At 71.8% G+C, this 20,477-nt stretch carries 16 protein-coding genes; 5 read left to right on the top strand and 11 right to left on the bottom strand.

Features of this window, described 5'->3' with window-relative positions:
- The first annotated feature begins 51 nt into the window (after nt 1-51).
- Nucleotides 52-1,326: an alpha/beta hydrolase gene (locus tag ABD793_RS05880; protein WP_344856150.1), complete on the top strand. Its 1,275-nt coding sequence runs from the start codon at nt 52-54 to the stop codon at nt 1,324-1,326.
- Here the strand turns inward: ABD793_RS05880 and folE are convergent.
- Nucleotides 1,290-1,889: a GTP cyclohydrolase I FolE gene (gene folE, locus ABD793_RS05875; RefSeq protein ID WP_344856148.1), complete on the bottom strand. Its 600-nt coding sequence runs from the start codon at nt 1,887-1,889 to the stop codon at nt 1,290-1,292. The genes ABD793_RS05880 and folE overlap by 37 nt on opposite strands.
- A 131-nt stretch (nt 1,890-2,020) precedes the next feature.
- Between folE and ABD793_RS05870 the strand changes: the two genes are divergently transcribed.
- Nucleotides 2,021-2,743, top strand: a complete 723-nt coding sequence (locus ABD793_RS05870; RefSeq protein ID WP_344856146.1) for a helix-turn-helix transcriptional regulator — start codon at nt 2,021-2,023, stop codon at nt 2,741-2,743.
- A 12-nt stretch (nt 2,744-2,755) separates the two neighbouring features.
- Here the strand turns inward: ABD793_RS05870 and ABD793_RS05865 are convergent, their stop codons facing one another.
- The 3 genes from ABD793_RS05865 to ABD793_RS05855 all read right to left on the bottom strand — a co-directional run bounded on the left by ABD793_RS05865 (nt 2,756) and on the right by ABD793_RS05855 (nt 7,698).
- Entirely contained in the window at nt 2,756-3,913 is a 1,158-nt protein-coding gene (locus ABD793_RS05865; protein ID WP_344856144.1) for an SWIM zinc finger family protein, read from the bottom strand.
- Entirely contained in the window at nt 3,913-6,645 is a 2,733-nt protein-coding gene (locus tag ABD793_RS05860; RefSeq protein ID WP_425548654.1) for a DEAD/DEAH box helicase, read from the bottom strand. Before ABD793_RS05860 ends, ABD793_RS05865 begins: the two co-directional genes overlap by 1 nt.
- A 147-nt stretch (nt 6,646-6,792) precedes the next feature.
- Nucleotides 6,793-7,698 (bottom strand): alcohol dehydrogenase catalytic domain-containing protein, encoded by a 906-nt coding sequence (locus ABD793_RS05855; protein ID WP_344856140.1) that lies wholly within the window; start codon nt 7,696-7,698, stop codon nt 6,793-6,795.
- Here ABD793_RS05855 and ABD793_RS05850 point away from each other — a divergent pair.
- A complete protein-coding gene (locus ABD793_RS05850) occupies nt 7,682-8,245 on the top strand; it encodes a TetR/AcrR family transcriptional regulator (RefSeq protein WP_344856138.1) in 564 nt (187 codons plus the stop codon). The genes ABD793_RS05855 and ABD793_RS05850 overlap by 17 nt on opposite strands.
- A gap of 88 nt (nt 8,246-8,333) precedes the next feature.
- On the opposite strand, the gene ABD793_RS05845 is transcribed toward ABD793_RS05850, so the two are convergent.
- The gene (locus ABD793_RS05845) at nt 8,334-10,373 is read right to left on the bottom strand and encodes an acyl-CoA dehydrogenase family protein (RefSeq protein WP_344856136.1); all 2,040 of its coding nucleotides are present in this window, start codon (nt 10,371-10,373) and stop codon (nt 8,334-8,336) included.
- 152 nt (nt 10,374-10,525) lie between these two features.
- Here ABD793_RS05845 and kstR point away from each other — a divergent pair, with 152 nt between their 5' ends.
- Entirely contained in the window at nt 10,526-11,158 is a 633-nt protein-coding gene (kstR, locus tag ABD793_RS05840) for a cholesterol catabolism transcriptional regulator KstR (RefSeq protein WP_344856134.1), read from the top strand.
- 391 nt (nt 11,159-11,549) lie between these two features.
- Here kstR and ABD793_RS05835 read toward each other — a convergent pair whose 3' ends face one another.
- Complete coding sequence (locus ABD793_RS05835) at nt 11,550-12,380, bottom strand: LLM class F420-dependent oxidoreductase (protein WP_344856132.1); 831 nt, start codon at nt 12,378-12,380, stop codon at nt 11,550-11,552.
- Nucleotides 12,381-12,488: 108 nt separating this feature from the next.
- On the opposite strand from ABD793_RS05835, the gene ABD793_RS05830 reads away from it, so the two are divergent.
- Nucleotides 12,489-13,193 carry a class I SAM-dependent methyltransferase gene (locus ABD793_RS05830; protein ID WP_344856130.1) on the top strand — a complete coding sequence of 235 codons (705 nt, stop codon included), beginning with the start codon at nt 12,489-12,491 and terminating at the stop codon, nt 13,191-13,193.
- A 4-nt stretch (nt 13,194-13,197) separates the two neighbouring features.
- On the opposite strand, the gene icmF is transcribed toward ABD793_RS05830, so the two are convergent.
- From icmF to ABD793_RS05805, 5 genes are all read right to left on the bottom strand, one after another.
- A complete protein-coding gene (gene icmF, locus ABD793_RS05825; RefSeq protein WP_344856128.1) occupies nt 13,198-16,437 on the bottom strand; it encodes a fused isobutyryl-CoA mutase/GTPase IcmF in 3,240 nt (1,079 codons plus the stop codon).
- Nucleotides 16,438-16,995: 558 nt separating this feature from the next.
- Nucleotides 16,996-17,613 carry a GTP-binding protein gene (locus ABD793_RS05820; protein WP_344856126.1) on the bottom strand — a complete coding sequence of 206 codons (618 nt, stop codon included), beginning with the start codon at nt 17,611-17,613 and terminating at the stop codon, nt 16,996-16,998.
- Entirely contained in the window at nt 17,594-18,388 is a 795-nt protein-coding gene (locus ABD793_RS05815; protein ID WP_344856124.1) for a DUF742 domain-containing protein, read from the bottom strand. Before ABD793_RS05815 ends, ABD793_RS05820 begins: the two co-directional genes overlap by 20 nt.
- Nucleotides 18,389-18,395: 7 nt before the next feature.
- On the bottom strand, nt 18,396-18,848 hold the full coding sequence (locus ABD793_RS05810; protein WP_033295708.1) for a roadblock/LC7 domain-containing protein: 453 nt from the start codon (nt 18,846-18,848) through the stop codon (nt 18,396-18,398).
- Nucleotides 18,845-20,477, bottom strand: a 1,633-nt coding sequence (locus ABD793_RS05805; protein ID WP_486303685.1) for a DNA polymerase III subunit gamma/tau domain-containing protein, incomplete at its 5' end; no start/stop codon positions are given. The genes ABD793_RS05805 and ABD793_RS05810, both read right to left, overlap by 4 nt.

The following is a 20,477-nucleotide window of genomic DNA, read 5'->3' as shown; positions in this document are numbered from 1 at the left end:
GGATATTCCAGAACCACGGCGAAGGTGTCCGGCGGCGGTAGCATCGACAAGGTGAAACCGGATTTCCGCACCCGGCGGGCGGCGCAGCTCGGGCTCACCGCACTCGCCGTGCGCCCGCCGCGATCCCGCCGGACCTCGATCCCGGTGTTCTTCGCCGGGTGGCTCGCCGGCGAACTCGCACCCCAGCTGCTCGCGCTCACCGCGGCCGACACCGTGCAGCACGTGGTCCGCCGCGGGCTGCGCGACCGCGGCGACCGAGCAGGGCTGGCGCTGGCCGCGTTGTCCGCGGTCGGCCTCGGCTCGGTGATCGCGACCTCGGCCCGCGCACGCGGCGAGGTGGAATCGGCACTCACCGAGGCACTCGGGCCGGACTACGCAGGCCGGCTCCCGCACCCGCCGACCCCGCAGGACCTCGCCACGCCGTGGGGCCAGATCGTGCTGCCGTTCCGGTCACGCGACCCGGAAGTGGTGCGGGAGCGCAACATCGCCTACGCCCCCGGCGGGAAGCGGTTCCTGCTCGACGTGTTCCGCCCACGGGAGCCGGTGCACGAGGCCCCGGTGCTGCTGCAGATCCACGGCGGCGCGTGGACCATCGGCAACAAGGAGGAACAGGGCCAGCCGCTGATGCGGCACCTGGCCCGGCGCGGCTGGGTGTGCGTGGCGATCAACTACCCGCTCGCCCCCGCGCACCGCTGGCCCGCGCACATCGTGGCGGCCAAGCGGGCGCTCGCCTGGATCCGCGAGAACATCGCGAGCTACGGCGGGGATCCGCGGTTCGTCGCGGTCACCGGCGGATCCGCGGGCGGGCACCTGGCCGCCCTGCTGGCGCTGAGCCAGCACGACCCGGCGCTGCAGCCGGGGTTCACCGAGGCGGACACGAGCGTGCAGGCATGCGTCCCGCACTACGGCGTCTACGACATCGCGGCCACCAGCGGTTCCGAGGACAGCCGGTATCGGCTGGAAAGCCTGCTCGCGCCCCGGGTTTTCGGACCGGACCTCGATCCGGAGACCCATCTCGACGACTACCTCGCCGCGTCGCCGCTCAACCGGGTGGCCGAGGACGCCCCGCCGTTCTTCGTGATCCACGGCAGCCACGATTCCCTCGTGCCGGTCGCCGAGGCGCGGGAATTCGTGGCGCGGCTGCGCGAGAAGTCCCGCGAGGTCGTGGCGTATGCGGAGCTGGCCGGTGCCCAGCACGCGTTCGACGTGTTCCCCTCGATCCGCAGCGCGCACGTGGTCCGCGGCGTCGAGCGGTTCCTCGAACACACCCACCGGGCGTGGGCGGACGATCAGGAGTTGACGCCGGCGAGGGCGAAGAACTCCTGACGCGAACGGGCGTCCCGGCGAAGCGTGCCGAGCAGCGCCGAAGTGACCGTGGAGGACCCCGTCGCCTGCACGCCGCGCAACGTCATGCAGGTGTGCTCGGCCTCGATGACCACCCCGACGCCCTTGGGCGAGAGCTGCTCGGAAAGCCAGCCGGCGACCTGTTTCGTGAGCCGCTCCTGCACCTGCGGACGGCAGGCGAAGTGCTCCACGACGCGAGCGAGCTTGGACAGCCCGAGGATGCGGTCACCCGGCAGATAGCCCACGTGCGCCACGCCGGTGAACGGCAGCAGGTGGTGCTCGCAGACCGAGCGAACCGGGATGCTGCGGGCCAGCACGAGCTCGTCGTAGCCCTCGTCGTTGGGGAACGTGGTGAGGTCGAACGCGCGCGGGGTGAACAGTTCGGCGTACGCCCTGGCCATCCGCCCCGGGGTGCCCTGCAGGCTTTCGGAATCGAGACTGATCCCGAGCGCACGGAGGAACTCGCCCGCGGCGCGCTCGGCCGCGTCGAGATCGAGGCCGGGATCGGGTTCGTGGATGACGCGGAGAGCGGCTGGCGACTGCATGGGGCGATCCTCGGGATTCGACAGGGTTTCGCGTAGGAATCTTGGTCTTATCCATCCGGTGAGTCAATGTGACCAGATGAACATGCCAGGTGTCGGGATGGGGAAACGTCGCTGGGCGTTATCGTGACGGTGTGACGAGTGAGCGTGCGACGATCCGCGCGGTGGCGGCCCTTGACGAGGACCTGCGCCACGGGATGTATGCGTTCATCCGCGACGCGCACCACCCGGTGACCCGGGAGGAGGCGGCCGCGGCTGTGGGCATCTCCCGCAAGCTGGCCGCTTTCCACCTGGACAAGCTCGTGGCCGCCGGACTGCTGCGCGCGCGGTACGAGACGGCGGGCAAGGTAGGGCGCGCGCCGAAGGTCTACGAACCGGCAGGCACCGACTTCGCGATCAGCATCCCGCCCCGGCGCCCGGACGTGCTGGGCTCGATCCTGCTCGATGCGGTCTCCTCCGCCGCGCCGGAGGAGACCGCCAGGGACGCGGCACTGCGGGCGGCCGGACAGCACGGTGCGGAGGCAGGCGCGGCCGAACGCGCCCGTATCCGTCCCGGCAGGCTGGGCACCGAGCGGGGCCTGACCGTGGCGGGCGCGGTGCTGGCCCGGCACGGATTCGAACCGAGCCGCGAGACCCCGGCGTGCGTGCGGTTGCGCAACTGCCCGTTCCGGCCGCTGGCGTCCCGCGCACCGGACCTGGTGTGCGGCCTGACCCGGCGGTTCCTGACCGGACTGCTCGACGGACTCGGCGCGTCCGGGGTGTCGGCCACTCCGGTCACCCCGCCGTTCGAGGGATGCTGCGTGGAACTGCGAGGCGGGCGGAACCGGCCCTCCGGTGACCCGCCTGCGCGCTCCTGATCGGACTTCCGTTCACTCCGGCGGATAAGCGAGGTCCACCGGGCGCTCCGCCGGCGGGCCGTCCAGGCGCCAGCGGCCGGTGCTGCGGACGAAGCGGTACCAACGATGGTCACGGCCGTAGCGCAGTTGCAGCTCGCCGAGCGTGATGCGGTTGCGCCAGGTCCGCGGGGTGCCGGTGAGCCCGGAGTCCGCCAGGTCGGCGCGGGCTTCGGCAAGCGGGCCGGGACCCGGTGCCCACGGTTCGCGCAGTACCGCCAGGCCGGAGCGGCCTGCTTCGTGCCAAGCCTGTGCCCACGCGGCCAGATCCGCCGGCGGGACACCCGCGGCGGCGGCGAGTGCCGGTACGCCCGCACAGCGGCGGGCGGCCCGGCGGGCCAGATCCTCCTCGAAGGTCAGGTCGGCCAGCGCACCACCGGTGCGCAGCAGGTCGAGGGCGAACGCGGCACCGTCGGCGGCCAGCGCACCGAGTGCGGCCGACGTCCAGCCGGTGCGGGCGGGTGGGTCGAGGTCGAGCACGGCAGGCGGCCCGGGTTCGCCGGGCACCTCGGGCAGCGGCGGTACCGGCGCCACCCGGCGGGCGTACGCCGTTTTCGGCGTCAGCCCCGGATCGGGCGGACGGGCTTGCCGGGTGGCACCGGGGGCACGCAGTTCGCGCAGCCGGGACAGCACCTCCTCGCGCGGTCTGCCGCGCAGGGTGAACAGCGTGAACGGATCGGTGTCCACCTCGTCTGCGACCAGGTAGTACACCGCAGCCACGTGCTTGCACGGGTTCGCCGGATCCGGGCAGGAACACCGTGGCCGCAGATCACCCGGACCGGGCAGCAGATCGGCACCCGCCGCACGGGACTGCGCGGCCAGCTCTTCCGGCAGTTCGCCGTCGAGCAGCGCCGCGGAGTGGCCCAGCCGACGGCCCGCGACGTCCAGCAGCGTGTCCCATTCCTGCGGGGTGAACTGCCGCATCCGGATGGTGACCCGGTACGGCTGCGGACGGCTCCCGCGTACCCGCGCGGTGATCTCGCCCGGCGCGACGGCCAGCTCCTGCACGGTGTCCTTGCGCGCGTAGGTCCGCCCGCGCGGCAGCCGGTTCGGGTCGAGGCGCGCTCGCTGTTCCAGCGCCTCCACCCACGCCCGGCCCCACCAGGTGCGGCCGAACGTCCGCCGGGCAGGCATCAGCCACCGAGCCGCACGAGGCCGGCGAGCTGGTCGTCGGACAGCTCGGTGATCCAGTCCTCCCCCGCGCCGACCACCGCTTCGGCCAGTCCGCGTTTGGACTCCAGCACCGCGGCGATGCGCTCCTCCAGCGTGCCCTCCGCGATCAGCCGGTGCACCTGCACCGGACGGTCCTGCCCGATCCGGTACGCGCGGTCGGTGGCCTGGTCCTCCACCGCCGGGTTCCACCAGCGGTCGTAGTGGATCACGTGGGTGGCCCTGGTGAGGTTGAGCCCGACGCCACCGGCCTTGAGCGACAACAGGAACACCGGCACCGCACCGGACTGGAACCCGGCCACCAGTTCGTCGCGCCGCTTCGGCCCCGCCTCACCGGACAGCAGTGCGGTGGGCAGCCCGCGCTCGGCCAGCCGCCGCTCCAGCACCCGGCACAACCGCACGTACTGGCTGAACACCAGCACGCTCTCGCCCTCGTCGAGGAGCACATCGAGCAGTTCCTCGAACGCGGTCAGCTTGCCCGACCGTCCACGGAGGACTCCGCTGCTCTCCTTGAGGAACTGCGCCGGATGGTTGCAGATCTGCTTGAGCTCGGTGAGCAGCTTGAGCACCTGGCCGCGGCGCTGCACGCCCCGGGACTCGCGGATCTGCGCCAGGTTCTCCCGCACCACCGCCTCGTACAGCGTGGTCTGCTCGGCGGTGAGCGGCACGAACCGGTCGGTTTCGGTCTTGCGCGGCAGCTCCGGTGCGATGTCCGGATCGGTTTTCCGTCGGCGCAACAGGAACGGCCGTACGGTGTCGGCAAGCCGTGCGGTCGCCGCGGCGTCCCGATCGCGTTCGACCGGCCGGGCGACGGTGCGCCGGAACCGCTCCAGCGTGCCGAGCAGACCGGGGGTCGTCCAGTCCAGCAACGACCACAGCTCGGTGAGCCGGTTCTCCACCGGGGTGCCGGTGAGCGCGACGCGAGCCGCGGCGGGCACCTGGCGCAACTCCTTCGCCGTGGCGGACAACGGGTTCTTCACGTGCTGCGCCTCGTCCGCCGCGACCAGTCCCCAGTCCACTTCGGACAGCGCGGCCCGGTCCCTGCGCAGTACGCCGTAGGTGGCGAGCACCACCTCGCCGGGCGCGAGGTCCTCGAGATGCCGTCCGCCGCCGTGGAACCGGCGGACCGGCACCTGCGGCGCGAACCGGGCGAACTCGCGTTCCCAGTTGCCCAGCAGCGAAGTGGGGCACAGCACCAGCGTGGGCCCGGCGCCGAGCGTGCGCCGGTGCAGGTGCAGTGCGATGAGCTGGATCGTCTTGCCCAGCCCCATGTCGTCGGCAAGGCACGCGCCCAGCCCGAGGTCGGTCATGGTGACCAGCCAGCCGAGCCCGGCCCGCTGGTACGGGCGCAGCGTGGCGGTGAGCCCGTCCGGCGGGTCGACCGGCGCCGGATCGCGCTCCCGCAGCCGTTCCACGAGACCGGCGAGCGCGGGCTGTGCAGCGAACTCGACGCGTTCGCCCGCCACCTCCAGCTCACCGGTGAGCGCCGCGGCGAGTGCCTCGGCCCCGGTCAGCCGGGACCGGCGGGCACGCATCCTGGCCAGCAGCGCGGGATCCAGCCGGACCCACTGCCCGCGCAGCCGGACCAGCGGACGCTTGGCCTCGGCGAGTGCGCTCACCTCGTCGTCGGTGAGCTCGCTGCCGCCGAGGCTGAGCCGCCAGCGGAACTCCAGCAGGCCGTTGAGCGGGAACGCCGGACCGCCCTCACTTGCCGGCGCCTGCGTGACACTGGCTTTCGCGCGGACCTCGCCTGCGAAGAGGTCCTTCGGCCACAGCACCTCGATCCCCGCGGCACCCAGCCCGCGAGCACCGTCGCCGAGCAGGTCGACCACTTCGTCGTCGGACAGCGGCAGCTCGGCAGGGGCCGGTTCGGACAGCACCCGTCCCAGCGGCGGCCAGGCCCGCGCGCCCCGCCGTAAACCGAGCAGCAGCTGGGTCTCCACCTGGTCGCCGAGCCGCTGCAGCACCGCTTCCGGGGCGTTCCAGAGCGTGCCTGCCGGCACGACGAGACTCGGCTCCAGCGTGGACCGCACGGCGAGCACCCCGGCGAAGATGTCGTCGCGGGCCTCGATTCGCAACAGCAGTTGTGCGCCGTCCGGACGGCGGGCTTCCAGTTCGGTGAGCCAGGCGGCGCCCTCCGGATCCAGCAGCGTGGGCTGCGGATCGGCGAACGCGGCCCGGCCCGGCCCGACCGCCGCGGCCGGAGTGCGCACCAGGACGTCGGCCGCCGCGTCCCAGACGGCGCGCACCAGCGATTCGGGCGAGTGCAACCGGATCCGCTTGACCCCGGACAACGGCAGCGCATGCGCCTCCGGCGGCAACGCGGCGGCGAGCCCGCGCAGCAGTTCCTCGTCCGCCGCGTCGAGCGGGCCGACCCGCCAGGTGCCGAGCCCGCTCGGCGACGCGGCGGGCCGCAACCGCCCGCGCGCCACGAGATTCACGCCCGCGTTGACCACCGCCGACCACGCGGCCACCGCCGGGCTGGCCTCGTCGGCAACCACTAGCAGCCGCGGAATCGCCCGCGCCAGCGGCACCAGCCGCGCGGACACCTCGGTCCGCGCGAACTTCCCGCCACCGGGCAGCACGAGCTGGATCGGGGTGTCGCCCCCGATCTCGTCTCCCCACAACGCCAGCACCCCGTCCCGCGGCGGATCCGAGGGCAGGTAGGTGGCCTGGGTGGTCACGCCGAACTCCACGCCGAGCACGGTATGCCAACCCCGATGCAGGGGCCCATCCCGGATGACCTGACGGGCCGGCTCACCGGATCAGCGCCGGGAGCAGTACCCGGGATCGTCGGCCCGGGTCAGGGGTGAAGGACGACCTTGATCGCTCCGGAGGCCCGATCAGCCGCCGCCCGGAAGGCCTCCGCGGCGTCGTCGAGGGGGAGCCGGTGGGTGATCACCGCCTGCGCGATCTCGGGGTTGCCGGCGAGCAGTGCTGCGGCCTGTTCGGTGTCGCGGACGCCGTCGTGCCTGCGGTAGGCGACGGAGTGGACGTCGGTGAGTTCCTTGACCAGGCTGACAACGCCCCGGGATGGGAACAATGTGCTGATCCACACCCAGCAGCACAACGCGACCGCCGGGACGCGCGAGCTCGGCACACCGGGCGAGACCGGCTTCACTGCCCGCGGCGTCGATCACGACGTCGTAGGCGCCTGCCGCCGAGCCGGCTTCCAGGCGTTCCGCGGCAATCCGCTGATGCTCGTGGCGCACCTCGACATCGACGTCGAAGCCGCGTTGCCGGGCCGCGGCCAGCAGCCCGATGCTGCCACCGCCGACGATCGCCACCCGCTCCCCCTTCTCGAGCGACGCGCTGCGGACACCGTGCACGGCCACCGACGTCGGCTCCACGAGGCAGGCGTCGCGCACGTCGAGGCCGGGCGGGAGCTGGACGAGCATGTTCTCCGAAACCGTCACGGCATCACATATGCCGCCGTCTCGGAACATGCCGAGCGTTCCGTGCTCCGGGGCGCTGCACCGCTGGACGTGGCCGGCCCGGCATTGATCGCACTCGCCGCAGTAAACCGTGGGTTCGACGGCGTAGGACCGGCCGTCGGTGGTGGTGCCGGCGAACTCGTGGCCATAGGTGTAGCCCTGAACGCCACCCGCCGCGAAGTTGACGTCGGTCCCGCAGAGGCCGGCCGAGGCGACGGCGAGGCGAACCCCGGGACCTTCCGGCTCGTCGACCTCGGCCACGAGGATGCCCTGATCGGAGTTTCGTACGGCACGCACGGTGTTCCCTTCGTCCATCGCCCTGCTCGACACGCGGGGGACCGCCGCACTGACCATGCGCAACGTCGCCGAGGAGCTCGGCTGCACGCAGGCATCGCTCTACCGGCACGTGCGCAACCGTGAAGAGCTGGTGACGCTGCTCGTCGACCGGGTGATCGGGCCGGCCGGCTCGGTTCCGCCCGACGACGCGGATCGGGCCGGGAAGGCGGCATGGTCCGCCCGCACGTTCCGCGAGCACCTGCGCCGGCATCCGGGCGTGGTCTCGCTCCTGCGCGGGACCGAGCGGCTCGGTCCCAACTCACTGGCCGGGGTGGAATACGCCCTCGAACTGTTCATCGGCGCGGGTCTCAGTCCCGGGCTCGCCGACGCCGCCGCATCGTCGCTGGCCACCTTCGTCATCGGCTCGGTGCACTTCAATCCGGGACTCGACGCACGGGATCCCGAAGAGAGCGATCACCGGCGGCAGCTGTACCGCTCGCGAGACGCTGCGGCCGTTCCGCTGCTCGTCCGGCACGCCGAAACCTCGCGGACCTCGGCAGCGACGCCGAGTTCGAAATCGGCCTGAACGCGGTGCCGACCGGCTTGCACGCCCTGATCGAGAACACCCGCGGCTGAACGTGCCGTCGGCACCCGGCGCGCCGCCGGAACCGGGCTCAGCGCGGCAGGCCCAGCAGCCGTTCCGCGGTTGCGGTGCGCAGGATCTGGGTCGTGCCGCCCGCGATGGACAGGCAGCGGGTCAGCAGGAACTCGTGGCTGGCAGGGGAATCCGGGAGCAGTTCCGGACCGAGGGCCAGCGCGAACTCGGCGACCTCCTGCCGGTGCCGGACGCCGAGCAGCTTCGCCACCGACGATTCGGCGCCGGGACCCCGGCCGTCCAGCCGGCGCAGGGTGGCGCGCAGATCCAGCACCGAGCACGCGCTGCCCTGCCCGATCAGTGCGCCGAGACGTTCGCGGTCCACGTCGGCAGGCACGGATTCCAGCAGGGCCTCCACGCTCTCCCCCACCGCCGAGCCGCTGCCCAGCGCCACGCGTTCGTTCGCCAGCGTCGTGCGGGCCAGTTTCCAGCCTCCGCCGGGTTCGCCGACGACATCGGCGTCCGGCACGAACACCTCGTCCAGGAAGACCTCGTTGAACACGCTCCGCCCGGTGATCTCGCGCAGCGGGCGGGTGGTGATGCCGGACGTGCGCATGTCCACCAGGAAATACGTGATCCCCTTGTGCTTCGGTGCTGCCGGATCGGTGCGGGCAAGGCAGATCGCCCAGTCCGCCTCGTGGGCCAGCGAGGTCCACACCTTCTGCCCGGTGATCCGCCACCCGCCCTCGACCCGGCGGGCCGCGGTGCGCAGTGCCGCGAGGTCCGAACCCGCGCCGGGTTCGCTGAACAGCTGGCACCAGGTCAGCTCGCCGCGCAGTGTCGGGCCGGCGAACCGGTCCTGCTGCTCCGGCGTGCCGTGCGCGAGGATCGTCGGCACCGCCCATGCGCCGACCACCAGGTCCGGACGCCGGATACCGGCCGCGGCGAGCGCGGCGTCGACGCGCAGCTGGGTGGCCGGGTCGGCAGCACGGCCGTACGGCTCCGGCCAATGCGGCATCAACAGGCCGGAATCCGCCAGCGCGATTCGCCGCCGTTCTTCCGGCTCCGCGGCGATTTCACCGACCAAGCGGGTCACTTCGGGGTCTTCGCCGACGTCGACGGCGAGCGTGCGCTGTTCCCCGGACAGCGTCAGCTCCGCGGCCCGGCGCCGCCACCACGGCGTGCCACCCAGCCAATGCTGCAACGCCAACGCTCGACGCAGGTACAGATGCGCCTCGTGCTCCCACGTGAACCCGATTCCGCCGAGGACCTGTATGCAGTCCTTCGCGTTCTCTACCGCGGCGTCGAGCGCCACAGCCGCCGCGCTCGCCACCGCCAACGCGTGCTGCCGGCTCCCGGCCGCCGAAGCGGCGTCCCACGCCAGCGCCTCGGCCGCTTCGGCACGGCAGAGCATCTCCGCGCACAGGTGCTTCACCGCCTGGAACGACCCGATCGCCTGGCCGAACTGCTCACGCACCTTGGCGTACTCGACGGCCGTGGTCAGGCACCACCGCGCCACCCCGGCGGCCTCCGCGACCGCCAGCGTCGCCGCGAAGTCCCGTACGTCCGGCAGCTCCAGCGTCTCGCCCGGCAACCGGCCGGAACACCGCATCCGCCCCAGCGAACGGGAGAAATCGAACGGCGCCAACGATTCCACCTCGAGCCCCGGCGCATCCGGCGGCACCAGCACGTACCGCCCGTCCTCCGGCACGAGCAGCCACGACCCGGCCTGGACGCCCGGCGCCGGTCCGGACACCCCGGCGAACAGCGGATCGAGCAGCACCCCGACCCGTTCGGCACCTTCGGCGATCCGGGCGGCGAGGTCCTTGTCGTGTTCGGCCAGCAGCAGGCCACCCAGCGCGGTGCTCAGCAGCGGCCCGGGAACCAGCGCCTCGGCCGCCGCGGCCAGCCCGGACGCCAGGTCCGCGACGCTCCCCTCCGCCCCGCCTGCCGAGGCAGGCAGGGCGATCCCGGCCAGACCGAGCGCGGCGAACCCGGCCGGCTCCGCACCCCCGGTCCCTTCGGCAGCCCGCACGGCGGCAACCGGATCGTGGTCCGCCGCCCAGCCGCGCACGGCGGCGGCGAGTGCGGCCTGTTCGTCGGTGAGCGCGACCGGCATCGGTCCTCCTCATGGGACGGGTCTACTCGCGAGTGTAGAACGTGTTACAGTTTTTCGGCCAGTGGGTCGATCGCGGATCGTGTCGCCAGGGAAGGTAGGCTGAAGCCCGAACTGGAACGAGTTCCGCAGACAGGCAGGACAGGAGAGTGCCGATGCCGGGCAAGGCGAAGGCTTCGGCGGCGAAGGCCCGGACGAACGGCCTCGGCGCAATGGGTGACGAGCTGGGCTCGGCCGCCCAGCGCGACCGCCGCCGCCGCATCATCGACGCCACGCTCGCACTCGCCTCCAAAGGCGGCTACGACGCGGTGCAGATGCGTGCCGTCGCGGAGAAGGCCGACGTCGCACTGGGCACGTTGTACCGCTACTTCCCCTCGAAGATCCACCTGCTCGTCTCCGGCCTCGCACTGCAGTTCGAGCGGGCGCACGACAAGATCGAACGCAGCGCCATCCCCGGCGAGACCCCGGCCGAGCGGCTGATGTTCGTACTGGGCCGCAACACCCGGTTGATGCAACGCGATCCGCACCTGACCGAGGCGATGGTGCGCGCGTTCATGTTCGCCGACACCTCCGCGGCCGCCGAGGTCGAACTGGTCGGCAGGCTCATGGAGGACATGTTCGGCAGCGCCATGGGCATCGACGACCCGACCGAGGCCGACCGCGACATCTTCCACGTGGTCGCGGACGTCTGGATGGCCAACCTGGTCGCCTGGGTCACCCGCCGCGCCTCGGCAGGCGACGTCGCGAGCCGGCTCGAACTCTCGGTACACCTGCTGCTGGACAAGTAGCCGCAGGAAACAGGCGCAAGCCACCGGGACCCGCCCCGTGCCGCAACGTTCCCGAAGTGCACCCCGCGCACGTGCCCCGGGAAACCGCCCGCGCCATTTCCAGACGCACCCGCGCGGGCGACCGCGGGGACCCAGCCGCACGCCGACGCCTCCCGGGTGCGCCCGCACCGAAGACCGCGGGAATTCGGCCGCGCAGCGGCGCTTCCCACACACCCCCACGCGCGAGTCAGCGGGAACCGGGCCACGCGGCGACGCTGCCCGGGTGTGCCCGCTCACCAGCCACCGGCAAACCGGCCGCACGCCGACGCTACCCGAACACCCCACGCGCGAGTCACCGGCAAACCGGCCGCGCAGGCGCCACCTCCCGGGTGCGCCCGCGCGGCGGATTCGTTCAGCGGTAGTCGGCGGCCACCCTGGCCAGCTCGTCCAGTGCGCTCAGGGTCTCCGCTTCCGGCAGGGTTTTCAGCAGGAACGTGTAGCGGTCCAGACCGGCGTCGGCGTAGCCCTTGAGCACGTCCGCGTCCGCCTCGCCGCCGAACACCGTGAACGGCACGTCGGTGCGCCCCTGCTCGGCCAGCCAGTCGCGCACCCGCCGGAGCTCGTCGACCGAGGTGCCCGGACGCGGCAGCCAGCCGTCGCCGTACTCGGCCAGCCTGCGCAGCGCGGCCGGGCTCTCCCCGCCGACGTAGATCGGCGGATGCGGGGTCTGCACCGGCTTCGGCCAGGAGAAGATCGGGTCGAAATCCACGTGCGTACCGTGGAATTCCGCCTGCTCCCGGGTCCAGATCGCCTTGAGCGCCTGGAGCTGCTCGTCCATCAGCGCACCGCGGGTGCGCGGATCGGTGCCGTGATCGGCCATCTCCTCCCGGTTCCAGCCCACCCCGACGCCGAACGCGGCCCGGCCACGGGAGATCAGGTCCAGCGACGCGACCTCCTTGGCGGTGTGGATGGTGTCACGCTGGATCAGCAGCGCGATCCCGGTGGCCAGCACCAGTTCCGAGGTGTTCACCGCGGCCGCGGTGAGCGCGAGGAACGGGTCGAGCGTGCGGTAGTAGACGCTCGGCAGCTCGCCCCCGCCCGGGTACGGGCTCTGCCTGCGCACCGGGATGTGTGAATGCTCGGCGAGGAAGAGCGAGTCGAACCCGCGCTCCTCCAATGCCTCGCCCAGCACGTCGGGCCGGATGCCTTGGTCGGTCACGAACGTGGAGATACCGAAGTCCATCCTCCCGTTCTACCCCGTGGATCGGGTGCGGGATGCACGCAGTGGTTGACAGCTCACCCGATCGGTCCGCTAGCGTGAAATCATCAACCGTTGAATAGGAGGCTCGCCATGGCCATCGCGGACGTCGATTTCGAGCAGGTCTATCAGGGAACCACTCCACTGGCAGCCAAGATCCCGTGGGACATCGGGCGTCCACAGCCCGAGATCGTGGCTCTGGAAGAGGCAGGCGGCTTCCGGGGCGAGGTCCTCGACATCGGCTGCGGGCTCGGGGACAACGCCGCATTCCTCGCCTCCCGCGGGCACCGGGTGACCGGGCTCGACGGTGCACCGACCGCGCTGGCGGAAGCCAGGGCCCGTGCGGCCGCCAAGGGGCTGGAGATCACCTTCGAGCAAGCGGACGCGACCCGTCTCGACGGCTACGAAGGCCGGTTCGACACGGTGCTCGACAGCGCGCTCTACCATTGCCTCGACGAGGAAACGCGGCCCGCGTACCTCACTGCGCTCGTGCGGGCGACGAAGCCCGGTGCGCAGCTGCACATGTTCTGTTTCTCCGACGCCATGCCGGAGACCTTCCCCGTGCCGGCGCGGATCAGCGAGCAGAGCCTGCGCGAAACCGTCGGGCAGAGCTGGCGGATCGGCCGGCTGGAGCCGACCGTCTACACCACCTCGATGACACGCGAGGAGGCGCTCGGGGCCGTCCGGACGGCGACGCCGGAGCTGACCCCGGACCCGGCCGAGTTCGCGGCGCTGAGGACCGACGAACAGGGCCACGTGCTGCTGCCGGTCTGGCGGCTGACCGCGGAACGGGCGTGACGGCTCAGACGTTGCGCCGGTACTGGCCGCCGACCTCGAAGAATGCGTCGGTGATCTGACCGAGCGAGCACACCCGCGCGGCATCCATCAGCACGTCGAACAGGTTGCCGCCGCGGGTGGCCGCCTCGCGCAGCGCCGTGAGCGCACGCTGGGCATCTTCGCGGTGCCGGTGCTGGAAGTCGGCGAGCCGATCGAGCTGCGACTGCTTCTCGTCCTCGGTCGCGCGGGCCAGCTCCACCTCGACCTCGTCCTCGCCCGCCCTCGGGTTGCGGAAGGTGTTCACGCCGACGATCGGCAGCGAACCGTCGTGCTTGAGCCGTTCGTACAGCAGTGATTCGTCCTGGATCTTGCCGCGCTGGTACCCGGTCTCCATCGCGCCGAGCACGCCGCCGCGCTCGGAGATCCGGTCGAACTCGACGAGCACGGCCTCCTCGACCAGATCGGTCAGCTCGTCGATCACGAACGAACCCTGCAGCGGGTTCTCGTTCTTCGACAGGCCCCACTCCTTGTTGATGATCATCTGGATGGCCATCGCGCGGCGGACCGAGGACTCCGAAGGCGTGGTGATCGCCTCGTCGAAGGCGTTGGTGTGCAGGGAGTTCGCATTGTCGTAGAGCGCGCAGAGCGCCTGCAGCGTGGTGCGGATGTCGTTGAAGCTCATTTCCTGCGCGTGCAGCGAGCGGCCCGAGGTCTGCACGTGGTACTTGAGCTTCTGCGAGCGGTCGTTCGCGCCGTAGCGCTCGCGCATCGCCACCGACCAGATCCGCCGCGCCACCCGGCCGAGCACCGAGTACTCCGCGTCCATCCCGTTGGAGAAGAAGAACGACAGGTTCGGCGCGAAATCGTCGACGTCCATCCCGCGGGACAGGTAGGACTCGACGTAGGTGAAGCCGTTGGCGAGGGTGAAGGCCAGCTGCGAGATCGGGTTCGCCCCGGCTTCGGCGATGTGGTAGCCGGAGATCGAGACCGAGTAGAAGTTGCGCACCCCGTGGCCGATGAACCACTCCTGGATGTCGGCCATCATGCGCAGGCTGAACTCGGTGGAGAAGATGCAGGTGTTCTGCCCCTGGTCCTCCTTGAGGATGTCGGCCTGCACGGTGCCGCGCACGTTCTTGAGCGTCCACTCGCGCAGCTCTGCCGACTCGGCCTCGGACGGCTCGCGGCCGTGCTCTTCCCGGAACTCCGCGAACTTCTGGTCGATCGCGGTGTTGAGGAAGAACGCGAGGATGGTCGGTGCGGGGCCGTTGATCGTCATCGACACCGAGGTGCTCGGCGCGGTCAGATCGAAGCCGTCGTAGAGCACCTTCATGTCTTCCAGCGTCGCGATGGAGACGCCGGACGTGCCGACCTTGCCGTAGATGTCCGGCCGGGTGGCCGGATCGTGGCCGTAGAGGGTGACCGAGTCGAACGCGGTGGACAGCCGCTTGGCCTCGGAATCGGCGGAGAGCAGCTTGAACCGGCGGTTGGTGCGGAACGGATCGCCCTCGCCCGCGAACATCCGCGCCGGGTCCTCGCCCTCGCGCTTGAACGGGAACACGCCCGCGGTGTAGGGGAAGTAGCCGGGCAGGTTCTCCCGGCGCAGGAACGACAGCAGCTCACCGGATTCGGTGTAGCGCGGCAGTGCGACGCGCGGAATCCGGTTGCCGGACAAGGTGTCCCGCCACAGCTGGGTACGCAGCTCGCGGTCCCGGACCTGTACCACCAGCTCGTCGCCGCGGTAGTCCTCGGCGAGCGCGCGGAACCGTTCGAGCAGCTTGGTCGACTCGCCGTCCACATCGGACTCCGCAGCAGCCAGTAGACCGTCCAGCGCATCCGTGTTCGCGTCCACTTCGGACAGCGCGGTCCTTGCCTCGGCCAGGTGCTCGTGCTTGCGCAGTGCGGCGACCTGCTTCTCGGTCTGCGCATGGTATCCGCGCACGGTGTCGGCGATCTCCGCAAGGTAGCGCGCACGGTTACCGGGGATGATCGTGCTGGCGTCCGTGGACACCTTGCCCGCGATGTCGGGCAGCACACCGGCCGACACCGACAGGCCACGCCCGGCGAGCGCGTCCCGGAGATGCTGGTACAGCGCGGTAACACCGTCGTCGTTGAACTTCGCCGCGCTCGTGCCGTACACCGGCATGTCCTCCGGATCGACACCGAAGGCCTCCCGGTTGCGCACCAGCTGGCGGGCGACGTCACGGCGTGCGTCCTCGGCACCGCGGCGTTCGAACTTGTTGATCGCGACCGCGTCGGCGAAGTCGAGCATGTCGATCTTCTCCAGCTGCGACGCGGCACCGAACTCGGGCGTCATCACGTACAGCGATTCGTCCACGAAGTCGACGATGCCCGCGTCGCCCTGGCCGATGCCGGGCGTCTCCACGATCACCAGGTCGTAGCCTGCCGCCTTGCAGGCGAGGATCGATTCCTGCAGTCCGGCGGGGATCTCGCCGCTGGTGGTGCGGGTGGCCAATGAACGGAAGTACACCGGCGAGCCGTCGAGGCAGTTCATCCGGATCCGGTCGCCGAGCAGCGCGCCGCCGCCCTTGCGCCGGGACGGGTCCACGGCGAGCACCGCGATCCGCAGTTTGTCCTCCTGGTCGAGCCGGAAGCGGCGGATCAGTTCGTCGGTGAGCGAGGACTTGCCGGAACCGCCGGTGCCGGTGATGCCGAGTACCGGCACCTGCCGCTGCCCGGCCGCCTCGGCGATCGCGGTGTGCCACTGTTCGGGCAGGTTCTCCCGCTGCAGCTGGGTGATCACCCTGGCGAGCGCGGGCACCTCACCGGAAAGCAGTTTGTCGACCGAGGCGGGCGGCTGTGTGGAAAGATCGCTGTCGCAGGCCTCGATCATCGAGTTGATCATGCCCGGCAGGCCCATCTCGTAGCCGTCCTCGGGCGAGAAGATCCGCGCCACGCCGCGGGAGTGCAGCAGGTCGATCTCCTCGCGCACGATCACCCCGCCCCCGCCGCCGAACACCTTGATGTGCCCGGCACCGCGCTCGTTCAGCAGCTCCACGAGGTAGCTGAAGTACTCGACGTGCCCGCCCTGGTAGGCCGAGATGGCCACCCCCTGCACGTCCTCGGCAATGGCAGCGGTGGCCACCTCGTCCACCGAGCGGTTGTGCCCGAGGTGCACCACCTCGGCACCCTGGGACTGCAGGATCCGCCGCATGATGTTGATCGACGCGTCGTGGCCGTCGAACAGGCTCGAGGCCGTGACGAACCGGACGGGGTTCTCGGGACGGTACAGCTCGCTGCCGCTCATCCCTCCAAAATACTCGGACTTCCTACTATCGGAAACCCGAAGTGCGCGTGACCGGGCTCTCAGTGGCGAGGGTGACCGCAGGCCGGCGAGAGCGCCGGACTGTGCGAGGTGCGTCTGCAGACGGGGTCGAAGCGGCTGGAGCAGGCCGGACTCGTCAGCTGTGGCCGGTGTTCCGCGCCTGGCCGGGCAGCCGGCGAGCAGGCCGGGGCCGGAGAACTTCCGGGGGCCTTCGACGTGCGCACCGATTCGCAGCCGGCGGCGGGCGCGGTCGGGCCGCAGCGAGGACGGCGCCGGCCGCGAGGGGAACGGCGCCTTCCCGGCTGGTCTTCAGCTACTGCGGGGAGGCGCCGGACGACGAGGTGGGCCGAACGCCGTGACGATCACCCGCACCGAGCCGGACGGCAAACCGAGACGGCCCTTCCGCAGTCGCCGTTCCGGACGACGCGCAGAACGACGGCCACCGCCACGGCCGGGCGTCGAGCTTCGAGGACTTGCCCGGCCGAGGACCGGCGCACAGCCGCGCCGGGTCACTCGGCGAGCGACCCGGCGGGCGGATGGTCAGCGGGCGTTGGCGTTCGCCGCGCGCAGCGCGATCCACTGCCGCATCGCGTACTCGACGAGCGTGATCAGCGTCTGCTTCGTCGACTCGCGTTCCCGCGCGTCGCACCGGACGATCGGGATGCTCGCGTCGATGGACAGCGCCTCGCGCACGTCGTTGATGTCGTGCTCCAGTACGCCGTCGAAGGTGTTCACGCCGACGATGTAGGGCAGGCCGCGGTCCTCGAAGAAGTCGATCGGCGCGAACGAGTCCGCCAGCCGGCGGGTGTCGGCCAGCACGACCGCGCCGATCGCCCCGCGCACCAGGTCGTCCCACATGAACCAGAACCGCTGCTGGCCAGGGGTGCCGAACAGGTACAGGATCAGGTCCGCGTCGAGCGACACGCGGCCGAAGTCCATGGCGACCGTGGTGGTCGTCTTGTTCGGGGTCTGGTCGAGGTTGTCGATGCCGCGGCTCGCGTCGGTCATCATCGCCTCGGTGGTGAGCGGAACGATCTCCGACACCGAACCCACGAAAGTCGTCTTACCCGCCCCGAAGCCGCCCGCGACCACGATCTTCGCCGATGTCATGGTCGGGGGTGCGGTTTCCCGCGGTGCCTTAAAGCCGACGGAGTCCACTCAAAACCCTTTCCATCAACATCAAGTGTGCTTCGGCGCCGTCCTGGCCCGAGATCGTCCGGTGCACCGTGACCAGCCCCGCGTCGGCCGCGTCGCTGATCAGCACCCTGGCCACCCCCAGCGGCACCCGCAGCGCCGCGGCGATCTCGGCCACCGAACGCGGGGTCCGGCACTCTTCCATGATCGAGACGCTCTCGATCTGCTCGGCCGCCGCCTCGGGGAAGCCCCCCGCGGCGACGTGGTCCTTGGTGGAGATCAGGGTCTCCAGTTCGAGCGCGTAGTTCGCCCGCGTGCGCCCGCCGGTGAGAGCGTACGGCCGCACGATCGCCGTCTCCTCGGCCGGGTCCACCCGCTCCGGCCGGTCCATCCGCTCCGCCCGTTCCGGCCGGTCCTGCCGTTCCGGCCGGGTGAACGCGGTGGGCACGGAGAACTCGCCGCTCGGCGGTCCGGGGTCGAAGAGGCCGCCTGGTCTGGGGCCGTCGGAGTCCGTACTGCCCGGTGGAGAGACGAGAGAGGTCACACCATCTCCTAAGTCGGCGGGCGGCGGTGCCGCCTGCGGTGCCGCCGCCGCTTGCGTGCTCTCGGCTGGCGGTTCTGGGGACTGGGCCTGCTTTCCGGTCTTCTTCCGCTTTCTGCGCGAGCGGCCCGAATCAAGGCTGAAGCCGTTGAAGACGTCGGCGATCGAACCGTCGTCATCGGCGTCGCCTGCCTCCCCGCGCGGGGGCTCGACGCCGTCTGGCGGCTCTTCGCCGAACAATCCGGACCCCTGGCTCATCGCGCCATCATCCCACCGGTTCACCGATCAGCGAGCCCCCGGCGCCCTGCAGCTGCGCGCGCAGCTCCGGCGTGAGGATCTGGCCGACCCGGTCCACCAGCATGGTCATCTCATACGCCACCTGGCCGATGTCGCAGTTCGGCGCCGCGAGGATGGCGAGGCAGGAACCGTCGCTGATGGACATCAGCACCATGATGCCGAGTTCCATCTCCACGACCGTCTCCCGCACGGTGCCCGCCTCGAAGCAGCGGGCCGCGCCCTGGGTCAGGCTGACCAGCCCGGATGCCACGGCGGCGAGCTGATCGGCCCGGTCGAGCGGCAGCCGGTTGGAGGCGGTGAGCAGCAGCCCGTCGGCCGACACCACGACCGCGTGCGCCACTCCGGGAACCCGCTCGGCGAAGTCGTTCACCAGCCAGCCGAACTGGTTCTGCTGCGGCTGGGCCGCATTCGGCGAGGTCATTCACCCTCCAATGTTTCGTGGTTCTTCTCGGCGCCCTGCGCGGTGCGGTGGCGGCCACGCTGGATGCCCTGCTGGAAACTGCTCAGGCGGCCACGCACGTCGTGCGCGTCGCGGGACGGACGGGGACGTGCCGCCCCGGAAGGCGGCGGGGCGCTGCCGGGGAGTAGCTGCTCGCCCCTGCGGCGCCGGGGCAATCCTGCCGAAGTGAACGAAGTGGGGGCAGACTGGGACACCGCTTGCGCGTTCCGCCAGCCGTCATCCGACCCGAATGTCCACTCCGACGCGCCCTTTCCGCCACCCGCGGCCTCGATTCCGGCCACCGCGGCAGGTATCTCCCCCGGATCGACCGCGGGCGGCCCGGCCGGAACCTCGGACGCTCCGCGGCGCCGGGTCGGCAGGGCATCCGGCCGCTCCGGACGCCCGGACCGGTCCGCTCCCCCGCCATCGGGACGCTCTCCCGCGGTGGTCCCGAACTGGTCCGGACCACTCGCGCCGGGGTGCGGAAGGCCCGGCCGCACGGCACCGGCCGGGCCGGCGGGCGGCCCGGCCGCTCCGGGCCGGGCGAAACCACCCTGTCCCGGCTCGGTCGGCCGATCGAACGCGAACGCACCGGTCGCAGTGTCCACCGCATCCGGCTGAGCGGGCCCTGCCTGCGCGGGTTCCGCCGGATTCGCGGGCCGGTCGGCCGCAGCCGGCCGGCCGAACAGGTCCGGCTGAACCGGTGCGGACCCACCGGTCTGCCCATCCACCGCATCCGGCTGAGCAGGCCCTGCCTGCGCCGCAGCGGGTTCCACCGGATTCGCGGGCCGGTCGGCCGCAGCCGGGCGGGCGAACCCGGCCGTGCCTGCGAGACGTTCGGCGACGCCGGGATGGCCGGTGCTGCCTTCGCCCACGCCGGCTTGCGAGGTACCCGTCGGCTGGTCGGCCGGGTCCGGGCCGCTCGCACCGGCGACCCCGGTGCCGGGCGCGCCCTCGGGCCGGTCGGTCGTGGCGCCGCCGATGCCGTTCCACTCCGGGCCGACGGGACGGCCGGGCTGCTCGGTCGGCGCACCGGCTTCGCCTCGGTCGGCCTCCGCACGGCCCTCCGGCTGTCCGGCCGGACCGGGGGTGGCGGACGGCGCGGAGTGGTCCGGACCGTCTGCCGGGGCCGCGGGGCCGTCCTCGGACGGGGGCTGCCCGGTCCCTGGTGGCGTCGGGGCGAGGCCCCGCTTCCCCATGAACGCAGCCGCGACGCGGCCGCGGCCGGCATCCGGCGGAGTGCCCTCCGCACCGGTTCCGTCGGCCGCCGGGGGCCTGCCGCTGTCCACTCCGGACTGCGGATCGTCCCGGGCCGGGGTGAACGCGGACGGGGCCCGGGATGCGGGCCCGGGGCCGGGCGAGGTGGCACCAGGGGTCCGGCGGGGCATCGCGGCCGGACGATCCCGGCGAGCCTCCTCCGGCGAATCGAACGACTCCGCCCGCCCGGCTTCCCCACCGGCGGACGGCAAACCGGTTCGTCCCGGCTGGTCCCCCTCCACCGCGGGGACGAATCCGGTCGCCTCCGGACCGGACTGCCCGCCCCGCGTGCCGGGAGCAAACCCGGCCACGTCCGAACCGGACTGCCCACCCTGCACAGCCGAACCAAACCCA

This window comes from Amycolatopsis ultiminotia (genome assembly GCF_039536925.1).
Taxonomy (GTDB): Bacteria; Actinomycetota; Actinomycetes; order Mycobacteriales; family Pseudonocardiaceae; genus Amycolatopsis; species Amycolatopsis ultiminotia.
Note: the sequence above shows the minus strand (reverse complement) of the source record. Positions and strands in the feature narration are given on the sequence as shown.

Bases quoted from the DNA above. Each gene is read 5' to 3' on its own strand.
- kstR (WP_344856134.1), top strand. From the start codon at position 10,526: ATGCCGGGCAAGGCGAAGGCTTCGGCGGCGAAGGCCCGGACGAACGGC.
- ABD793_RS05830 (WP_344856130.1), top strand. From the start codon at position 12,489: ATGGCCATCGCGGACGTCGATTTCGAGCAGGTCTATCAGGGAACCACT.
- ABD793_RS05845 (WP_344856136.1), bottom strand. From the start codon at position 10,373: ATGCCGGTCGCGCTCACCGACGAACAGGCCGCACTCGCCGCCGCCGTG.
- ABD793_RS05855 (WP_344856140.1), bottom strand. From the start codon at position 7,698: ATGGACGAAGGGAACACCGTGCGTGCCGTACGAAACTCCGATCAGGGC.
- icmF (WP_344856128.1), bottom strand. From the start codon at position 16,437: ATGAGCGGCAGCGAGCTGTACCGTCCCGAGAACCCCGTCCGGTTCGTC.
- ABD793_RS05835 (WP_344856132.1), bottom strand. From the start codon at position 12,380: ATGGACTTCGGTATCTCCACGTTCGTGACCGACCAAGGCATCCGGCCC.
- ABD793_RS05810 (WP_033295708.1), bottom strand. From the start codon at position 18,848: ATGACCTCGCCGAATGCGGCCCAGCCGCAGCAGAACCAGTTCGGCTGG.
- ABD793_RS05865 (WP_344856144.1), bottom strand. From the start codon at position 3,913: ATGCCTGCCCGGCGGACGTTCGGCCGCACCTGGTGGGGCCGGGCGTGG.
- ABD793_RS05815 (WP_344856124.1), bottom strand. From the start codon at position 18,388: ATGAGCCAGGGGTCCGGATTGTTCGGCGAAGAGCCGCCAGACGGCGTC.
- folE (WP_344856148.1), bottom strand. From the start codon at position 1,889: ATGCAGTCGCCAGCCGCTCTCCGCGTCATCCACGAACCCGATCCCGGC.